A 21,258-nucleotide genomic window follows, 5' to 3' on the forward strand; every position below is an offset into this window, starting at 1 on the left:
TCTTGTGGCACACATCACGATAGAGATCGAAATGCAGCGCTCAATCTTAGAAACGAAGCAATTCGTCTCTTAACCGTAGGAACTACGGGGATAGCCTACTGAATTAGAAACTGTTAGGTTTCTGTACTTAGGAATCTCCCACTTCAAACAGTCCGTAAGGATGTTAAGTGGTGAGTAGTTCAACATATTCAATAAAATCCCTTCTAATAATTTCTTATTTTGGGATTTTCAAAGTAATCAATTTACAGAGAATTTAGAAGGACGTAAGCTATCATAAGTATCTTCCATTTCAAATACAAATGATGGTAATAGAAGTTCTTTAACTTCTATCCTTTTCAGTACTTGCATATATGTAATATAAAACATATAAGGGAGGTTGAAAAAATGGTAATTTCAAGACAAGATTCCTGGACTAAAGATAACGATTTATTTCTCGCATCAATAGTACTTCAGAATATTCGTAACGGTGGAACACAGTTAGCTGCATTCAAAGAAGTAGCAAAGCAATTAGCTAGGACACCCGCAGCTTGCGGGTTTCGTTGGAATTCATACGTTCGAAAACAATACGAAGAAGAAATACAACAAGCAAAACAAAATCAAAAAGTTGGAAACAATATTTCCTCCTCCCAACCAGAAAAAGAAACAAACTCTTTGTCTATGACATTAGACGACATTATTCTCTTTCTACAAAATTATAAAGAAATGAATGAATTAACAAATTTACAAAATCAAATTGAATATTTAGAAGCAGAGAATCAATCCCTTCTACAACGTTTAACTATGTATGAAGAAGAGTATCATATGTTACTTAACCATATCGATAAGACAAGAAATTTAATTGTAGTCGATTAAACAGAATAACCATATCAATTTTTTAATTCCAGGACCTTAGCCCGCCAAAATTACTACTTATAAAGGTATTTCAGCCTCTTATAATTGATAATAAATAAAATACACATACATAATGTATGTGTATTTTTAATTTGACTTATTTTAAAAGGAGTCTTTAGTCTACGTTACATCTTCTCTAATATTTCTTGTCTTTCACACCATTTTGTCAACTTTTCTAATGCTTTTTTAGACAGACGTTTTGTTTTATAATTACAAAATCTAGACAACGTAGATGGCGAAATACTAATTTCATCTGCTATTTCACGAATGCTTACTTTTTTTTCATTATGCACTTTCAGTATTTGGTCACGGATCTTCTTCTCTATTTGTTCGACTGATTCTACAGTCTTCCTTACCTCTTCAACAACTGTTACTTCAGGTAATTGTTCTTGTGGTTCCTCTATACTCTTTTTTCCGATTACCCTATCCATTGATAGTAACATTTCCTCAGGTGGTAAAATAGTTATTCCTAAGTTAGCGTAATAATTTTTAAACCAGTTACGTCTCCCAATTTGTTGTTCATCAAGCGGTTCACTATACTCCCAATGAGAGATTACTTTCTCATTTTCTAAATCCATTAGAACATTTTCTAACTGTTCCCTAATACGATTCGGCTTCCAATCTTTTGGAATGTCCATTACTGATAGTAATCCCTTGTCCCCTCCTATAGAATAAGGCTTTTTCAATGATGAATACATTTGTCTAATTCTCCATTGCCACGTTAAATATCGAATTAACCTTTTATGATATTTATGTCTATAACTATTGTATTCAAGTGCTTTTTTAGACAATAAAGCCGTTGTATTATTTGATCCATATAAGTAATTAGTTAAAAAGCTGCCGGGCTTAATACGACAAGATTCAATACCCATATATTCATTTGTAACACTATGTCTCCACAATACAACCGAATCTAATACAAATAACCTTTTAATAACCTCACGCTTTAATTCTAATCTTTCTCCTTCATCATCTCGATCATTTAATACTACTACCTCGTTATCATCATTTAAATAGATAAATATACTCGCTAAAGCAGCAATTCTCTTTGCTATTTTAATTTTATCTTCAGCTCGATAATATTCTTTATTTTTGACGATTGTCTTTGGGATGTTGCACATCTCTAAAACTTGCTCATAAGAAAAATCAATGAACTCATCTGGAGATTTTGCTTCGTTTATCCACTGTATTGTAATTGCATCTAAACAATCTGCCGTTAAATCATCCATATTACTCATTACATCATCAACAAGGGTATTCCATCGAGCCGCTTCTTCAGTGTTTGTAAGTCTTAAATCTTCATCTTTGTGTGAAGAAAGTTGCGCAACGCCATTAGAAGACTTCGTTTCAATGGGATATTGTAAAACTTTTCTATTTTCATCTTCTTCAAATTGATTCTTTGCAATTCCATCTCTTAGTTTATAATAAACAGCAGAGTTATTTACCTCGTAATAATCCTCATGGTTCACTATATTTGTCTTATCTATATTTTGATCATTTTCTAATATTATGGAATTTGAAGGTGCTACATTCTGAAATTCTTTTTCTATAAATCCTTCAATTTCCGTATATATTTCTTCCTTATAAGAATCAATTTTTGCATAAATTTGTAATAATGTAATTCCGGACTCTTGCTTTTTCTCTAACCACGATACTAATGCAGTAAATGAGGGGGAAGCATAAGATGAAGTTAATACTTTATTATTATTTTTTTCAACATCATTAAAGTATGCATTCCATTTTGTCCATAAAGGCTCATTTGATTTATAAATTGGCTCAGAGATCAACAAGGCATCTCGGAACATTTGTAATAAGTTATCCACTTCATACTCCTCCCTAAACCATGGATCCCAACAAATTAGTTTTGTTAATAAAAATCTGTTCTACAATTATATTTAATCTATTGTAACAGATAATCAAAAGTTTTGCGGTTTCTTCTTTTTAATTCAATACTTGCAATACGTTTGCTCTTTCTTTTCCCATTCTCCTTTACTTTGCATTCCTTTTGCGCTTTCCTCTCCTTAATTCTATAACTTGCAACATGTCTACTCTTTCTTTTCCCTATTCCTCTTTATCGTCAGGAAAAGCATTTTGAACGGATGGGAATCTTGCTATCACGACAAACGATGGGAAATTGGTTATTATATGGGGCTGATCGATGGTTAGCGATTCTGTATGAAAGGATGCATGAATATCTACTTACTCGAACCATCCTTCATTCGGATGAAACAACCTTCCAAGTCTTACGTGAACCTGGTTGGGCCGCAACAACCAAGTCCTATCTGTGGTTATACCATACGGGGCGAGAGGATATCCCTATTGTTCTCTATGACTATCAGCCCACAAGAACAGGGGAACATCCGAAGCGTTTTTTAACTGGTTTTCAAGGGTATTTACAAGTAGATGGATATAGCGGTTATCATTAAGTACCGGATGTCACTCTTGTGGGATGTTGGGCGCATGCCAGACGGAAGTTTGATGAAGCCTTAAAAGCTTTACCTGATTCACAGAAGGGGGAAAAAAGTGAAGACAAGTGAAGGCTTACACTTCTGTAATCAACTCGATTCGATTGAAAGGAAGCGCAAACATGTCAACCCTACCGAGTGATATGAGCGGCGTCAAAAAAAGCAGGCCCATTCTGGACCTTTTTTCGGCATGGCTTCATGAACAGAAAGATCTTGTTTTGCCAAAAAGCGCTCTAGGAAAAGCCATCACTTATTGTTTGAATCAATGGAATCATCATGAAGCCTTTTTATTAGACGGCCATTTAGAAATCGATAACAGCAGAAGTGAACGTTCTATTAAACCGTTTGTAATTGGGAGAAAAAACTGGATGTTCTCAAATACACCGCGAAGTGCTAGAGGAAGTGCCATCATGTATAGTGTGGTTGAAACCGCAAAAGAGAACAATTTAAGTCCCTATCATTATCTTCTTTATTTGTTTGAAACACTTCCTAATATCGATTTAAACAATAAAGAAGAAATTGATAAAGTCTTGCCGTGGTCAACGGATTTACCTCCTAGATGCAGAGTTACTTTACGTTTACCTTATTTTAATGAGAAAGGGTGACGTGCTTTTAACTTCAAAAATAGTCTAAATCCTTACGTTGATGGATGTGTGGCGGTACCGCTAATAGAAAGTGTCGTCAAAATGTAAAATATTTTTCGTTATTCAAGCAAATGCTACCTTGTAAACATCATACAAACAAGGTATGTGGTATCCTTGTCATTTTTTTAGATGTATACAGGTTCTTTAGACAATTATACAATATTGTAAAAAGTTACCACGCGTAATTATGAAAGTGTCATCAATTTACTTTCAATCATTCATGAAAACGTTCCCTTTTTTAAATATCATAAAAAGGAAAAAACAAATATGGGTACAACTGTGCACAAGGAAATCTCGCATATGAAACAAATAGCGTAGAAACTACTGGGCCATCCAATCATCAATTAATAGTTAGACAATTATGATTCAAGAAGACGATTTCCTAAATTACAAAAGGAGAGAAATATCACTATGTCTACAATAAATTCAGATGTAAGCATGAAGAAAACTCAGGAATATAGTGCCAATAAAGCAGTACCTGTTACCTTACTGTTATTTCTATTATGTTTGGTAATTGACAATTCATTTAAGATTATTTCTGTTGATATAGCAAAGGATTTTCAAATTTCAGCGACAACAGTTAGCTGGCAAGCAACATTAGCTGGCCTTGTGATTGGAATTGGAGCTGTCGTTTACGCGGCTTTAGCGGATTCTGTTAGTATTAGAAAACTTCTTAGTATTGGGATTATTTTAATCTGTGCCGGTTCAGTCATGGGATATATTTTTCAACACTCGTTTTTACTAGTCGTTATCTCACGAATTATCCAAACTGCTGGTTTAGCATCAGCTGAAACGTTATATGTCATATTTGTCACAAAGCATTTACCTATAGAGGAACAAAAGAAATATTTAGGATTTAGTACAAGTAGTTTTGCTCTTTCACAGCTTATCGGTGCATTAACTGGAGGTTATGTTTCAACATATTTCCATTGGACAAACCTATTTTTACTATCTTTAGTAACACTTTTCACTCTTCCTTTTATTTTAAAATATTTTCCTAAGGAAGAAGCGAAAAATAGTAATATAGATGTATTAGGATTATTTCTAGTTGGAATTATTTCAGCGTCCCTACTACTATATATTACAGATTTCAATTGGCTTTACCTGATCTTATTTATTGTTGCAATTACCTTGTTCCTTACATATATCAGTAAGAAATCAACAGCTTTTATTGGCATCTCATTCTTCCAAAATAAGCAGTTTATCTCATTACTTGGCGTTGCGTTTATCATTTACTCTGTACAACTAGCATATATTTTCCTATTTCCATTCTTGCTTGAAAAGATTTATGGTTTGAAGCTAGATACAATTTCACTTTTATTGATTCCAGGTTATATAGCAGCGACTATAGTTGGGGCTCTTTCTGGAAAAATTGCAAAGGTTATGGGAAGCAAGCAATGTATTACACTCGCTATGTGTATCATTATGATCAGCTTACTATTAGGTGGATTCTTTATCAAAACTTCTGTTGTTGTATTCGTAATATCTATGGTTTTATTTTCCAGTTCTTTTGCATTCTTGTATGCACCATTACTTAATTCTTGCATTTGTACAATCGAGAAAGAAAAAACAGGAACAGCAATCGGATTTTATAACTTAACACTGAATGTCGCGATGTCAATCGGAATTGCCTACACAGCTGCGATGATGGACCATTCCGCAATGAAAAAAAGCTTCCTAGGAATGATAAACAATGCGGATGCTTCCATGTTTAGTAATATCCTATTCATTCTCGTACTGATTGTCTTTTTCAGCTTATCGCTGTACTGGGTATTAGTGGGACGAAAAGCGACAAAGTAGGTTTATAAAAAACTTTAAATGATTTATGTTGGAACCCTAAGATTAGGGTTCTTTTTTATAGTAACATTTTGGATTTGTTTTGAATAAACCTTCACATGTATTATGTAAGAAGATTATCTCAGGGATTATTTACAAATAGTAGGTGGGGAATATTTGACGCTTACCTTGCAACATGTCTGCTCTTTCTTTTCCCTATTCTTCTTTACTTGCATTCCTTTTGCGCTTTTCTTTCCTTACCTCTACAACTTGCAACATGTCTGCTCTTTCTTTTCCCTATTCTTCTTTACTTGCATTCCTTTTGCGCTTTTCTTTCCTTACCTCTACAACTTGCAACATGTTTGCTCTTTTTTTCCCTATTCTTCTTTACTTGCATTCCTTTTGCGCTTTTCTTTCCTTACCTCTACAACTTGCAACATGTTTGCTCTTTCTTTTCCCTATTCCTCTTTACTTGCATTCCTTTTGCGCTTTTCTTTCCTTACCTCTACAACTTGCAACATGTCTGCTCTTTCTTTTCCCTATTCCTCTTTACTTGCATTCCTTTTGCGCTTTTCTTTCCTTACCTCTACAACTTGCAACATGTTTGCGGTATCCTTACCCTATTTCGTCCAACTTGCAACAGTATAATTTTTTCTCAACCTAATACAATACACAAAAAATTGTTCTATTTTATAATTTTCAAGTGATTTTTTTATACTTATAGCAAGTTATTCAAATAAAATGCAACATGTTTGCGGTATCCTTACCCTAACTTTTTTTCCATTTTCAATCTAATCCCTTATATATCAAGGAATTAACTGCTTTTTACTTATTCATGTACATATAACTCAGCTTGCAACACGTTTGCGGTATCCTCACCCTTATTTTTCGCATAAGATGCAACAGTGTTTGCGGTATCCTTACCCTATCGTAATTCATAAAAACCTAATTAAGCCTATCATATCAGCGATAATTGGTATATTTCATAATTAATAATTGTACTTCTTAACTTGCAACACGTTTGCGATATCCTTACCCTAACTTTTTTTCTATTTTCAATCTCCTCCCTTATATATCAAGGGAGGAGATGTTTTTTCACTTATTTTTATACATATAATTCAACTTGCAACACGTTTGCGGTATCCTTAACACAAAAAAAATTAATAAAATTCTCATATCCCTTGATACACCTAGCTTTATAAGCTGTTGCAAGTTGCTATCTTTCCTCTTAAAGGAGCACCTTGCACCAATTTTCGATTTGCTATAATCAAAATTGGTATATTTTATAGTATTTTGGCATACATTTCGAATTTTGCAGAACGGAGGTGAAAAAGATGGGGAAATCATTTATTATTCAAAATCAGCGTAGCTTAAATGGAAAAACAACAAACGCAGTTTTAGTAACACTAAAATCTTGGCAAAAGTTTGTGGAAACATTTGAGGAAAAATACTACAGCTATAAAGATACATATTTAGAAGATATTCTGCAGCACATGACATACGAAGAACGTATTGCGGATGTAGAAGGCTTTGTCGAACAAGCTAAACCATCTTTTTCACGTCGAGCAAAGTCTGTACTTACAGAGAAAACAGGAAGAAAACATAAATTATATGGAATTACGAATGCAGATCTTGAAGTGTTCTTATATCTACATAAAAAATGCTTTACAAATGGTGTCATTCCAAATGTAACAATACATATGATGTGGGAAGATTACAAGCAATATAAAGAAGAATTTGCTTATATCCAGCACTCCCAATTCTATATTGCTTTGAAAAAATTAAACTTACATAACATTATCTCCATTGAAAATGGAGTTGATGGCCGTTATACAATTAAACTCACTCATTTTATGAATGAGGAAACAGAAAAGGCAAATCCTTACGTATATATTAGTCCTGTTGTATTTACAAAAGCGTTCTTTAAGTTATCTGTAGCAGCTAAGAAACTATTCTTAGACATCGCTATGCAGCAACATACAGAAACAACCTTAAAGCGTTCTTTGGACAAGCAGGATGAAAGAGGAAACAAAACTCACTTTGGTGGAATGTATCGTTTCTTACATAAAAAATATCCGCACCAGATCCATGTGGTTATCGAAGAATTAACAACTGCATTACCATGTACGGGAAATCCCCTATTTAAAATTTGTAAAATACAAAAAGGTGTAAAGCATACCAAACGATATACAACATTATATCTATCTATCCATTCGGACTTCTTATGTACGAAAGAATCTGGAGAAGAACAACATAGGGATCCATTTACACCAAAAGCTACATATGCTCGTAAAGCGAAATTCATTGAATCAGTCCTACAAGAAATGAATATCGGTGAACTGTCTGCAGACATGAATAAATTCATTCATGTTTTAAAGCATACTTGTCATCGTCAAATTCGCAGTGTAATTCGTGGACTTCGCGACATGGTTGATCGAAAAGAAGGATATCCAAAGAAAATTGTATATACATTGAAAAAACTATTGCATCAAACATCTCAATATCAAATTCTTGATACAGCAGCAAAAGAAGGTATCTACCCTCTTATTGCGCAACATATACCAAAAGAGAGAAATAGTGACCGTGAACAAGCTGTCTTTAATTTTGGTCTACATTATTCAATGTACTCTCTTCACAACATTAAGAAGATGTTTAAAAATGTGCATGCACTACTGAAACAAAAATTTGCGGTACCAGTGACTGAAGAATCTTATCACCGTAATTATCTAAAATACCAGGAAGAAACGTTATTTAGAAAATATGCATATGATCAGGGAGTGAATCTCCATGCATATAGCGCTTTAGAAATTGAAATGCGTGAAAAATTAAAAGTTCGTGGCCATAAAGAACGCACAATTCCAAGTGATGTACGTGAATGGTTTATCGAAGCAATTGATAAGCTGCCACAAGAAAAGCTTCGTGTTATTGAGCTACCAAAACAGTTTAATTTACTAGCGTTTATGCGTACCTTCGAACGTTTAGCACGTGCTGGGGTAACAATAACAGCTCCAGATCAGGTGCTAACCGCAATGGAAATAAAATAATAGCAACGAGCTCTCTATTTTTGAAAAAATCGAAAGTGGAGGGCTATTCGTATTTGTTTCATTAACACCCCTTTTCTACTACTCTATTTATAAATACCAAATCAGAAGGACTTCATGTAAAATGGAGTCTTTTTTTATACACTTCTATACAAATCCTCTTCTACCTATAGAAGAATCTCCACACTACACATGTGAATATTCTTCATGTGTAGTAAAACATATGATTTTATATCTACAAAAAATCAGAAGGATATTTATAAAAATAGTGGATATGAGGACAAATATGATCAAATGTGAATAATATTTTCCCAATACCCTTGAGAATACTAGTGTCGTTGAATTCATCTAATAAAAATCATCAATAATAATGTGAGTTATGTGTAAATACTGAGTAATGTTAACAAATAGCTGCATTATCTGAATAAATTGTGGATAATTGAACGCTAAATACTGCTCCATTTACCAAAATAAAGAAAATAAGCCCTATTTACATGGTTGAATAAATATAATGTGATTTGTATCAATTTCTTTCCGATTTCATGTAGGAACATATAATTTTCTTTCTGCTTTTTTGTAGAATTGAAAGTCTAATAATCCTTAAATCCACGGATACATTTTCTACTATTTATGATTTTTTACGTTCTTATATCTAATTTTCCCTTGTGGGAGTAGGTCTTTTCCCTATTTTTGATAACCTATAAAAGTTTTATCTTTATTTCTTTTTAATATATAAGATATATATTTATAATAGATTTTAATATTACTAGTATGCTTGTTAATAAGATGTCAGACGCAATTGGGAGTATTTGTTGATCTAGTTATAATAATGGTAAATACATGTATCATTACCCACATAAAAAAGGACAAACCTACGTATCCCTACCAGGGCAAGGTTTGTCCTTTTTTCATTTTAGTAAACAATAAATATTGGGAGGATTAAACATGGCTGTACTAAAAGATACAACTTATATAGAAATGAATACTTATAACGAGATTAGATTTTTCAAAGGGATTTTTTGGGGATTAGTCCTTGTAATTCCTTTTTGAAGTATTCTGATAGCCTTATTCATTTGGTTTTGTAAATAATAATCAACATATCAAAAATGCAAAGGGGGGGAGATTTGGAATAATGTTTGGTCAAATGGATACTAATAGTCTTGATAAACTAGCTATATGAAGTTCTTTGATAACTTGATATATGAGGTTGCAGGAAGAAAATAGCGTGCGAAAACCAAGCCATTCGGTTCCTGCGTAAAATATCAACCGTACCAAGAGAGCATCCAAGCGTTGGACATCTAGGGGTGGAACACCCCGAAGTAACGCTCAGGGAGACGAAAGGTTACTTTCGTCGTGGAACTGAGAAGCTCCCACTTCAAGCTTTGCTAAGTGGTGAGTAGTTCACAACAAACTATACTTTCAACAAAGGGATTAACAGAAAGACAAGCTAAATATCGCCCTCTAATTATGGATAGAAACGCTTGTATAATAAATTTAGTAGTAAACTATGGATTGTCCTTGCAAGAGCTTGTATCGCTTAATATGAGTCATATACAGTTTGCTAGAAATACCTTAGTTGTTCCTGGAGAAAATGACATAAATAGATCTATATCATTATCAGAGGATGATAAGAAGCAGCTCTAAAAATACTATAAAACTATTCCGGAACCCGTAAGACCTAGACAGTATACAGATAATCCTTTGTTTATAGCATTTGATTTTAATCGGGGGAACATATCGATGGGTATATGAAAATGATGCATCAAAGGCATTATCCGACGTTGCTATACAAAAGATGATACGACTTGAAGTGAAACGAACGGAGTTAAATAGGCGTATTTCTGCCTAGCAGATGAGGAACACATTTATTCTCCGTCTTATTAAGCAAGGAATAAATGAAGATGAATTGGTAAGTAGAATGGGATTCAAAACTAAGATATCCCTAAAAAGATATTTCCGATATCTACAACAAGTGTAGCTTTGAAATAAAGTTTAATTTGAAATAACGTACGAACCTGTATTTTACGGAAGACTCAAAAAATGTATTTTGAAAAAAATCGATTAAAATAGATTCTACAGTTTTAGATACAGAGGGAATTTTTATAAAAATGTTTAATTATTCTAGGGTATGTTTTGTTGAACATTAGACACTCCAAAAATGAGAAGGGATATATCTATTATGTTAAATCATACAACAGGAGAAGATGTTGTTGTTTTATATGCTGAATTAGAAGACCACGAGCATATTATAGCGAAAGTTCAAATCAATGATAAAATAGGCATAGTTAGACTTGGTTATTGGGAACCAAGAATTATTCCTGAAACATATAGTCCTTACCGATTGGAAATTCTAATTGAACTTAGTAACTACATCGAGATGGAAGGGAAATCATTTCGTAATGAATTTGAATATATGAGGATGAAAATTTTAACATTCGGTTAAGTTGATTATTCGTTCTATTACTGTGGTAGAAGTATTTCTTCAGGTGTACCTTTAAAATAAAGTTTAATCAAAACGCACTTAGAATGGTTTATGTAGCCTTGGAATAAAGGTTGATTAAATTAACCTAATAAACCTTGATAAAAGAGGCAAATAGAAAAAGCGTGTTTTGAAAAAAAGATTGATCAAAACACACTTTTTCTATATTCAATTGAATCATCCTTTTATAAAAAATTTTGATCATTTTCTGCCTTCAATCTTCAAAAATCGCGGCAGCCGCTTACATCAAATTGGCCATATTTATTATCACCCACAGCCGTCACCGTGCTGTCAGATTTAAGTCCAACGGTATGACGACGATCCGCCGCTATGGTATCTTTAGGCCACAGTTACACCTTTCGAAGCGCCGCAGCAGTCTCCCATTTTACATTGAACCCCCTTTTACAAAATTCACCACCAAACCAAAGTGTATATTCGTATTAATAAAGGTATAATACTTTAGGAAACCTTGGGACAAGTAAGTGATTTTCCATTGTCTTTAGATGTGATACTTAGCATATACGGTACAGCAACATGTGACCAAGCTTTAGCTGTTGGAGAACTCGATACATACTCTGGTGCACATGACTGTAACATCGAAGTATGAATGCCTCCGCCTGGATCTAGTGCAACTACTGCCAGTTCTTTCGGCAATTCTAGTGCCATTGATTGGGTCAAACCCTCTATAGCAAACTTGGACGCGCAATACGGTGCAAGTTCTGCCTCACCGGACCGTCCCCAACTTGAACTAATATTGATTATGATCCCGCGTTTATTATGAATCATAGCCGGTACAAATGCCCTTATCACATTGACTACACCATTCACATTGATATTCATAACATTTGCAAATTCTTCTGAAGAAATAGTCCAAAGCGTTGTATTTTTATTTACAATAGAGGCATTATTAATAAGTAAATCTGGTGCACCGTATCGCTGAAGAATATATTCTCCCCAAGCTTTAACAGCCTTATCGTCCGAAACATCAATGGATTGAAAATCATGTTTGTTGTCAAAATGTCTCTTGATTTGTTCTATCTTACTTTTGGAACGACCACATCCAACAATCAACCAACCTAGTTCAGAAAAACGGTCAATTAATGACCGACCTAATCCTTGTGTTACCCCAGTGATTATCACAAGTTTTTTATTATTTTCCCTATCCAATTGGTTTCTCTCTCCCTTCAACATTTTGATTCTTAAATTTATTTTACATTTTTTCAATTAATGATACTTGCTACATATTGACTAGATTTTTTACAACTTTAGTAGTAGAATAAAAAAACAATAACTGGGATTTTTTTCGAGTTGTTATCCTTAGGACAGAACAATAGAAGCTATCTCAAAAGTCCTTTTTAAGAAAAAAGTTAAGCATATAAAGCAATAATAAAGTTATTGAATTTTGTTATGAAATATATATAAGCCTTGCACATTTTATTGTAGCAAGGCTCTTTAAAGTTGTTTAATTTCTATCCATTTAATTATATTTGCACTCAAAAATTAATAATAAAGTTATTTAATTCCTATTGAACTAAAGTGTTAGTTAAAGCACAACAAAATGAACTGACAAGCAATAGATATGGAAATTAGGTTAAAGAAGTTAGTGATTGCATTTACTCGCTTGATTTGCAAACCGAATTGCTCCTAATTAGCCAGTCTTTGATTAGTCCTTGTACTATTTTTCGTTTTTCTATCTGAAGCATATGACCAGCACCATCTAAAATGGAAAACGTAGCATTCGGAAATTTTTCTAGAAGAAAGAAGTGATCTTTATACCCACAGATAGAATCTTGTTTCCCTAGAATGATGAGTGCAGGTTGTGTAAGTGTACCTACATTATTAAGTGGTTCTTCAGAAAGAAAATACCCTTTCTCTCTCCAATTTGACATTAAAAAATTTTTATTAGCTAACAATCGTCCAGGTTGGATTTCATTTAAAAAGTAGTTAAGGTTCTCTTTATTTTGATAATTCATCAATGTTTCAAAAGCCATTCTTATATCAGAATCCAATTCTTTCAATAAATCTTCATCCTTTGTAACGACTATTTTTTTAGGAAGATCTCTATCTTTCAAATGAAGTGAAGTAGCCAGCAAACAAATACTCTTTACATTTTTATGTCTATGGTGCAAAACACCTTGTGCCAAATATCCTCCAAATGAAAAACCAATAAGAGAAAATGCTTGGTTAGGAATTGTCATATTGATAAAATCCAAAATATTTAAAAGCATATCATCTGAAGAGTTGAAATTTTCGTCAATTAAACTTCGACCGTGAGCAGGTAAATCTATATATATTCTCTGAAAACCCTGAATCTCATCAAAAATTGGCTCTATCCAAGCTTTCATAGATTTATGGTCTGTACCCATTGAATGCATTATTAATATTGGAAAACCATTACCTACGTTTTCATAATAAATACTACCTTTTGCAACTAAGCAATCCATCGGAATTTTTCTCCTTATTCATGTTACTTTTATCCGAACCAATTTATGTCCACCTACTATACATAGTTCTGTATTAAGTTGAAAACACCTTTTGAACTGCTTGAAAGAAAGATTTTCAAATGACTATGTTGTGTATTAAATAACTTTATTATCACAGTACAAAGAAAACAAAAAATAACTCCAAAATTAACTTTTGTCGTATATTTTGGAGTTACTTGACGTTTACATTTATGCCTCTCTTTCTAATCACAAGTTCGTTCTCACTGATTATATCTTGAAAATGGTCTTCTTTATTTTCTTCTATATATTTCATAAGTTCTTCGAATTCCATTATTATCACCTATTTCCCTTAACCTTTATTAATTGTTCTAATTCGAATACAGACAGTACATTAATGTGTAAAAAGTTTTTTAGAGCATTCCAAAACTCTCCATGATCAATTAATGATACCTGAAGAATGCTTTCCCAAACATCAATCCCAACCTCGTTATATTGAGGATTTCCTTTTATGAGGCAACCTTTTTGTATAGTAAACGAGACCGAATTTGGTTCTACAGCTTGATGAAGTTCAAGTGAAGGAACCAAATCAATCGGAGCATGTAAATGCATATTATTCAAGGATTATAAAAAGGCTTTTTGATAACAAAGAGTAATTTTTTCTATCTTTTATTCGAAAGTTAACTTCTTGTTTGTGGTGAAGTGCCCTCTCCTACTTCTGCTACTGGTTCAGTGTAAAAATTCAACTTTTTCTTTTAGGCGTTTTCTCTTGTATAGGATCATGAATTCACTTAGACAAAAATTAATGGTTGTTTCTACTAAATCATTAGTACGTTAAAAATGTGTCTACAGGTTCTTAACATATAGGTTTCATTCACATGAAATTAATCAGTTGTTAATTTTATGTGATGTTGTAATTGCTATCATCATTCCTACTACATTACGAAAACTTTTATTGTAATGTAAGTATCATTTTGATGTTAATAAGATAAGACCTGACTGTTAATAATCCAATTTGAACAAATGTTCCTTTTTCATAGCAGTGATGTAATTTTTTAGCGTAATACTATTAGAATGTCCAGGTGTAAGAGATTATTTACAGGAATTTTAAGGACTTTTGCATCAGTCAGCTTAACCTTGGACTCTCTTTTTAACATGTTGAATATAACTTGAGATGCTTTCTGTTGTTCATATGAAATTAACAACCTCTCCTAATGACTTTCTAGGAATGACTGAAATTGACAAGAAATTGAATTCAAATGAGGCACAGAGCATATTTTTTCTGACAACATATACAGTAATGTGAGCTAACAAGTACTAAGTGAAGAACAGTGCATTAACATAACATTAACAATTATCGTTCTTATAAGAGATAAATCCTGTTAAAACAACTAGGTAATAAAAAAAAACTTAGTATGAATTGTTATAAGATCTTCATGAAATCTCCTTAGTAATATAAATACATATGTCTGATAGTAGTTGTTTGAGTATTAAAGATTTCAAACGTGATTTATATAAGGTGTATAAATAAGGTTTATATATAAAGTTTGTATAAGCGGCTTATAAAAAGTATTAACATGTAATTGAGATATAATATTTAATTTATCATTGATATAACAGCACTTGTATATACGACTTATATATAAGATTTGCATATAAGTCGTATAATAATATTTGTGAGTTTCATGTTAATAAGAAGAGGTTATTTTTTATGTGTTTTTATCAATTTTATTCCGGATATTTTAGTACTCTTTATTAAAATGTAAATCACATGAAATTTAAGATTGATATAACATGTATACGCGTTATATATACGTCGTATATATAAACCCTTATAAAATATAGAGTATTTCTGATTTAGTTGTTATAAGTCTTATATATAAGTCCTATATATAAGTTTTATTTATAATGACTTGATATACAACGTGTAATGAGGTACTATATTTCTAGGAATAATTAACCAATGCTTTAAGGGGGGGACAACTTGAACGAGGTTTTAAGTGAAAAATATCAAACAATCAAGTTTGTAGATGAAGTAGTAAACATGTTTGCTGATATACTTGAACAAGATGAGATACTCTACAGTGTATTTCTATACATAGGAAACGTAGTAAATAAACAATTTCAAGAGACAAAGTACATGAGGGGCATATCTATTAATGAAATAGTGGAAAATGTAGTTATTGATAGGAGAGTAAAGAAGAAAAAAGGAAAATCCTATTCATTAGAAGTTGAACGTACAAATATATCTAGACGTTCAGCAGAAATAAGTGTGAGTACGCTATCATCAATGTCTTTAATCTATGAAAAGACTATGCACCCATATAAATTTTTAATCTCAACTTATAGAGGACAACAAGTACTTATTGAGTTAGGGAAAAGAAAAAAGGTAAATAAGGAGAGATAAAATAATGGCAAAAAACTTCTTGAAGAATGAAGTAGCAGTTAAAATGACGATGGTTGGATTTGGTCAAGCTGGTACTAGAATGGTAGATAAATTTGCGGAATATACACATACAGATGGCACAGCAGTATATAATTGCTTAGCACTAAATAGTAATGATGGAGATCTAGCTGAATTAAAAAATGTACCAAAAAGCAATCAAGTTTCACTTAAATTAGGTGGTTTAGGTAAGAACCCTGAGCGTGCGGTAAAAGTTCTTGATTCAAATGAGGAAGCAAAAGAAAAATTAAAAGAATTTATTACTGAGCGTGTAAGACCTTCTGATGAACTTGTTTTATTCTTTGCAGGTTTAGGTGGAGGAACAGGAACTTCTACAATCATTAAAGCTATTGAAGAATTTTCGGCTTTTCATAACAAGCCAGTAATCAGACAAGAATTACAAAAAGTTGCGCAGGAATATCCAATGGCTGAAATCAAAGCAAATCAAGCAAAGTTTGCGAGAATTGCCTTTGAAAATGCTATTGAGCGCAAAGACTTTATTAAAATGGGGATTGTTGTAACACTTCCTGTCCGAGCAGATGGGCCGGATGTATTACGACAAGTAAATAAATTTTCACAGGAGATTTGGAAATTAGCAAATGATAAATCAAAAGGTGTAGCATTTGTAGTATTTGCTGATAACCAGCACTTTTACGATGAATTTAAGGAATTAAATGAAAATGAGAAAAAGGGTATCGCCAATTCACGAGATTATGCAAATCAACGCATTAGTGAAATTATTCATGAGTTAAATACAGCTGCCAATGGATCTGGTACATCTGTAATACTCGATTCTCAAGACTTTAAACGTATTTTACTTGAGAAGACGGGCTGTTTAGTAATTAATAAGGTTTCACGTAATATGAACCAGATAGAAAATAGCCATGCAATTATAGAGATGTTCCAAGAATCATTAAGAGGAAGCTCTTTCCATCCCCCAATTGATTTAATGAAGAAGAATAACGACGGTTCTGTTGAAGCGTCAAAAGTACATCATTTTGGTATGCTCGCTATCTTAGATGAGCAAAAAAACATTAATGATTCCTTTATGGATGATGCTAAGGTAGAAGTTTCAAATAATCTACCTATAAATGGTACAGTTTTTAACGGATATTTGGTAAGTAAGAATGATTTCTTAGGAAGTGTATATACGTTCTATAAAACTGATGCATTACCATCGAGATTATCTAAAGGGTTAGTTGAAGAATTTAATGAGTTTAAAGAAAGACAAAGCCAAATTCAGTTTACAAAGTCTCAAATTAGTACTATCGAGAGTATAGATGAGGATGAGGATTTAGGTTTTGCATTTGGAGATTTTATCGATATGGGTAGTGACGAAGAAAATAATAATGCTGGAGCAAATGAAGATGCTGAATTAGCGGATTTTCTAGATCCAGATAAGATGTTCGGCACTACAAAATAATAAAAAAGTCTGGATCTTTATCCAGACTTTTTTATTATTCCACAGTATTCATAAGAGATTTTATGTAATCAATAATATTATCCTGTATGTACTGCTCAATGAAGAGTTGCTTTTTACCCAAATCTTCCTCTTTTTTAAACCATCCTGCCTTTCTAGTACGTTCTTCTTCAGGTTTATTATTCCATAGGCTCTCTGCTTGTTTTCTTAATTCCTGACGTGCTCTATGCTCAATAATGAAATTATCAAGTCTATCTTGGCGTTGACGTAATTTTAGGGTTTCTGCATCTTCTGGTTGCGGTAACTGTTTTAGTATACTTTCTACCCTCTCTTCATAATGAGATTGAATATGTTTTATTTTTTCTTCTAACTGTTTAGTTACCATTTTTTCAATAATTTCTGCAGTGGCTTGAAGGTTTAATTCAGTAGATACTTCACTTGTTTGATGCTCTGGTGATACTGGTCTTAAATCAAATTGGTGTGGTAAAAGGTCAATAATTGCATCTAAAGACCATTTCTCATCCCTTTTTTGCTTTATAAATAGAGCAATTTCAAGATCTAAAGTATTATAGAGTTTTTCGTTTGTATTTTGGGTTCTTAACGTTTCGTGAAGCCCTTTTTCCTCTAGAATATTGAACCAATTATAAACTGTATTATGATGACGTCCGACTAGTTTAGAGAATTCCGTTATCCGCCATGCTTTTTCGAAAACATTATCATTTAATATGTCATCATCGTTAATTTGATGGTCTTGTGTTTCGTTTTTTTGCTCAATCATTGTAACTACCTCCTTAAAAATCAACTCATGAACACCCAATTTGTAATTAACATGTGAACTGAAATTAACATGTTAGACAGTATTTCGATAATATTCATGTGAATCCCTACTTATTCAGTAACTCACATGAAATGTAAAATTGACATGTGATTGAATGTTTGTTAACAAAACATTAACTGTTGATACAGAATGTACTTGATTTGTTGATGTTATTGTTAACTCTAAGTATATAAATAGTAATGTTCTATCAATGGAAATGCCTATCTTTTATGTTTGTTACATTACTGATAGTTGCCATGAGATTAACAAATCATGTTACTTAATATTAATGATAAGGAAATATAGGTGTTTTGTAAACAAGTTATAAGGATATAATCAATGATGTTATGGAAAAACAACCAGATTAAACTAGGAAACTTAAATTATAATGTATAAAAGCTAGAAAAAAAGGCAATAATACTACTAAATTAGTAGTATTTCGTGATCTAGGACCAGAATCTACATAAATAAACTTTAAGAGTTAATTCCCGCTCTATGCTGCGATTAATATGATATGTATGAGTATTTTAATACGGTATGGAATACTTGGGGTAGATTTATGTAGTTACGTTAATACCAGTGATTTCTAAACAGCCTAATGACGTCGTTTATCTAATATAAAACAGCATTTTTTATATTAAAGGCGGAAATCATCTGATTTAGGACTAGATTTCGGCTTAGTACTGAGATTAACATGAGATATGAAATTGACATAGAAAGGATTGTGAAGTGATGATCTCTGTTAATTGTTAATGTCTTATCAACCGAAAGACTATTGGGGACTGCTGTATTTGTGGTATCTTTCTTAAAGCGCGCCCTTTTATATAGTGTGTTTAGTAATTACTTTAATTAATATGAAGTTCAAATGTACTAAAATTCTATTCCAATCAATTAAACAAGTCTTTTGATACCTCTTTAATGTTAGTTAATTAATTGTGGGTACAAATAACATAATAAATAAAGAGAATAAAACTAACATACGCATCAGTTGTCAAACGATCCTGGTAAGAATACCTATAATATTATCATTAACATGAGATTGATATTTAAACACTTCACCATATCTATTGTTAATTTCATATCAACTAAAAAGATAAAATATTAACAGTGTAGTATCCAATCTAAATTTTATGAAACTACAATGTTTATGGGAGTATGTCAAAAAAACAATTGCGAGATGTCATATAGGTTATCAATAGATTGAAGTTTGTATTTGATTAGAAGTTTTATATTTTGTTGCAAGTCCAGGTTGTAGGCTCTATAGCTATTTATAATTCTTTCTATTAAGAAGTGTTTCTTATAAGGTTGCTAATGATGTCAAATGAATATGTACACTTATTGTGTTAAAAATGTTGATATAAAATTAACAGTTCTCTTTTCGTGTATGATTACATGTTAATGTTAGTTGATATGTTAATGTGAATGTATTTGTAAAATGGATTTTTATTGTTTACATAACATTAATATGGGGGTTAATTATATATTAAGCAGTTTTAAAAAATCGGCTGCATATAAAGATTCTGGAGTTTTTGTACAAAAACTCCAGATCTCTTGTAAATAATTTCTTAGAAATAGTATTATGCTAAAACATGTTTGATTGTCATGGGGAAGTTTGTTCAAATGAAAGTGACAAGAACCTGAATGCATATTGTTAATAGTAAGAAGTTATCTATAGTGCAATTCCAAGTGTTAGGCCCTTTAGCTATTTATAATTCTTTCTATTAAGAAGTGTACCTTATAAGGTTGTTAATGATATCAAATGAATATGTATACTTATTGTATTAGAAATGTCGATATAAAATTAACATCTCTCTTCGTAGGTTTGATTACATGTTAATGCGAGTTGATATGTTAATGTGAGTATGTTTTGTAACAGGGGTTTTTATTGTTTACATAACATTAATATGGAAGTTAATTATATATTAAGCAGTTTTGAGAATTCGACTGTATATAAAGATTGTAAGGTTTTTGTACAAAAACTCCAAATTTCTTGTAAGCAATCTCCTAGAAATAGTATTATGCTAGAAAATGTTTGATTGACATGGGAAAGTTTGTTTAAATGAAAGTGACAAGAACCTGAATGCATATTATTATTAATAATAAGAAGTTATCTATGGTGCAATTCCAATTTTTATTTAGACTAATTATAGGTTGTATTTCTTATAGAACTTAAATGAGAAGAGGTATTGACATTTAAGTTTTATAAAGATAATCTTGTACATAAATATCGATTGTTTAAGATTTATATATAAATAAACAAATTTATAATTCTTGCTAAACGGACACACCGAAGGCACATAGTCTGCCATTGGTGTGTCTTTTTTGTATTTTTTGGAGGGGAGTAAAAGAAAACTGTGAATACACACATGAAATTTTCCAAACAGAATTTTAATATTCATGGGGTTAAGTTTTTTGATGGTCTATTTAACATCATCAAGCTTGAAAATGAACGAAAAGAGTTATCATCTTCAGCTTTAGCTACTTATATCTTGCTTCATTTCGAATGTAATGATATTGGAATGCTACCACGTGAATTTCAAATTATGGATCTTGCTAAGAAAAGTGGGATTCCCTACACAACAATTTATACAGGATTTCAAGTTTGCTTGGATCGTAGGCTCGTAAAAGAGACACCTGTTGGAAATCGTACTGTATATGAAATTGTAGATTATGTACTGTACAACCATACTGCTGCAGAAACGGCAAACACGACAGATATATCACTATCATATTTCCGAATTCCATTTCATCTTATTCAAACAACTATACTTAGTAGTCTTGTAAAGGCTCGTGATAACAGAGAAATTATGTTCCTGTTGGTTTACTATGAATAAGTGATGT

The 21,258-nt window shown here is 32.1% G+C and carries 10 protein-coding genes and 5 pseudogenes; 9 read left to right on the forward strand and 6 right to left on the reverse strand.

Annotation, left to right across the window (positions count from 1 at the left end; genetic code table 11):
• The first annotated feature begins 384 nt into the window (after positions 1-384).
• A complete protein-coding gene (locus ACTFQM_RS24545; RefSeq protein WP_440036655.1) occupies positions 385-852 on the forward strand; it encodes an RsfA family transcriptional regulator in 468 nt (155 codons plus the stop codon).
• Positions 853-1,016: 164 nt separating this feature from the next.
• Here the strand turns inward: ACTFQM_RS24545 and ACTFQM_RS24550 are convergent, their stop codons facing one another.
• Positions 1,017-2,714 (reverse strand): helix-turn-helix domain-containing protein, encoded by a 1,698-nt coding sequence (locus ACTFQM_RS24550; protein ID WP_440036656.1) that lies wholly within the window; start codon positions 2,712-2,714, stop codon positions 1,017-1,019.
• A gap of 240 nt (positions 2,715-2,954) precedes the next feature.
• On the opposite strand from ACTFQM_RS24550, the pseudogene tnpC reads away from it, so the two are divergent.
• From tnpC to ACTFQM_RS24575, 5 genes and pseudogenes are all read left to right on the forward strand, one after another.
• A pseudogene (tnpC, locus tag ACTFQM_RS24555) lies at positions 2,955-3,961 on the forward strand (IS66 family transposase); the annotation flags it as partial.
• 450 nt (positions 3,962-4,411) lie between these two features.
• Positions 4,412-5,800 (forward strand): MFS transporter, encoded by a 1,389-nt coding sequence (locus ACTFQM_RS24560; protein ID WP_440036657.1) that lies wholly within the window; start codon positions 4,412-4,414, stop codon positions 5,798-5,800.
• Between the two features lie 1,310 nt (positions 5,801-7,110).
• On the forward strand, positions 7,111-8,820 hold the full coding sequence (locus ACTFQM_RS24565; protein WP_440036658.1) for a hypothetical protein: 1,710 nt from the start codon (positions 7,111-7,113) through the stop codon (positions 8,818-8,820).
• Positions 8,821-10,221: 1,401 nt separating this feature from the next.
• A pseudogene (locus tag ACTFQM_RS24570) lies at positions 10,222-10,795 on the forward strand (site-specific integrase); the annotation flags it as partial.
• 201 nt (positions 10,796-10,996) lie between these two features.
• Positions 10,997-11,260, forward strand: coding sequence for a hypothetical protein (locus tag ACTFQM_RS24575; protein ID WP_440036660.1), 264 nt, complete (start codon positions 10,997-10,999; stop codon positions 11,258-11,260).
• Positions 11,261-11,523: 263 nt separating this feature from the next.
• Here ACTFQM_RS24575 and ACTFQM_RS24580 read toward each other — a convergent pair.
• From ACTFQM_RS24580 to ACTFQM_RS24595, 4 genes and pseudogenes are all read right to left on the reverse strand, one after another.
• Positions 11,524-11,646: pseudogene (locus tag ACTFQM_RS24580) on the reverse strand (RCC1-like domain-containing protein); the annotation flags it as partial.
• Positions 11,647-11,755: 109 nt separating this feature from the next.
• Positions 11,756-12,487, reverse strand: a complete 732-nt coding sequence (locus ACTFQM_RS24585) for an SDR family oxidoreductase (protein ID WP_328046359.1) — start codon at positions 12,485-12,487, stop codon at positions 11,756-11,758.
• A 422-nt stretch (positions 12,488-12,909) separates the two neighbouring features.
• The gene (locus ACTFQM_RS24590) at positions 12,910-13,740 is read right to left on the reverse strand and encodes an alpha/beta fold hydrolase (protein ID WP_440036661.1); all 831 of its coding nucleotides are present in this window, start codon (positions 13,738-13,740) and stop codon (positions 12,910-12,912) included.
• Between the two features lie 336 nt (positions 13,741-14,076).
• Positions 14,077-14,355: pseudogene (locus tag ACTFQM_RS24595) on the reverse strand (hypothetical protein); the annotation flags it as partial.
• Between the two features lie 1,366 nt (positions 14,356-15,721).
• Here ACTFQM_RS24595 and ACTFQM_RS24600 point away from each other — a divergent pair.
• Together ACTFQM_RS24600 and ACTFQM_RS24605 are read left to right on the forward strand one after the other, a co-directional pair.
• Entirely contained in the window at positions 15,722-16,144 is a 423-nt protein-coding gene (locus tag ACTFQM_RS24600) for a hypothetical protein (protein WP_002175004.1), read from the forward strand.
• A 4-nt stretch (positions 16,145-16,148) separates the two neighbouring features.
• Complete coding sequence (locus tag ACTFQM_RS24605) at positions 16,149-17,603, forward strand: cell division protein FtsZ (RefSeq protein ID WP_002175003.1); 1,455 nt, start codon at positions 16,149-16,151, stop codon at positions 17,601-17,603.
• Positions 17,604-17,637: 34 nt separating this feature from the next.
• On the opposite strand, the gene ACTFQM_RS24610 is transcribed toward ACTFQM_RS24605, so the two are convergent.
• Positions 17,638-18,378, reverse strand: a complete 741-nt coding sequence (locus ACTFQM_RS24610; RefSeq protein WP_002175002.1) for a MerR family transcriptional regulator — start codon at positions 18,376-18,378, stop codon at positions 17,638-17,640.
• Between the two features lie 2,393 nt (positions 18,379-20,771).
• Between ACTFQM_RS24610 and ACTFQM_RS24615 the strand changes: the two are divergent.
• Positions 20,772-21,236: pseudogene (locus ACTFQM_RS24615) on the forward strand (hypothetical protein); the annotation flags it as partial.
• Positions 21,237-21,258 lie beyond the last annotated feature (22 nt).

The sequence above is a fragment of the Bacillus cereus group sp. MYBK30-2 genome (assembly GCF_051915945.1).
GTDB lineage: Bacteria > Bacillota > Bacilli > Bacillales > Bacillaceae_G > Bacillus_A > Bacillus_A paramycoides.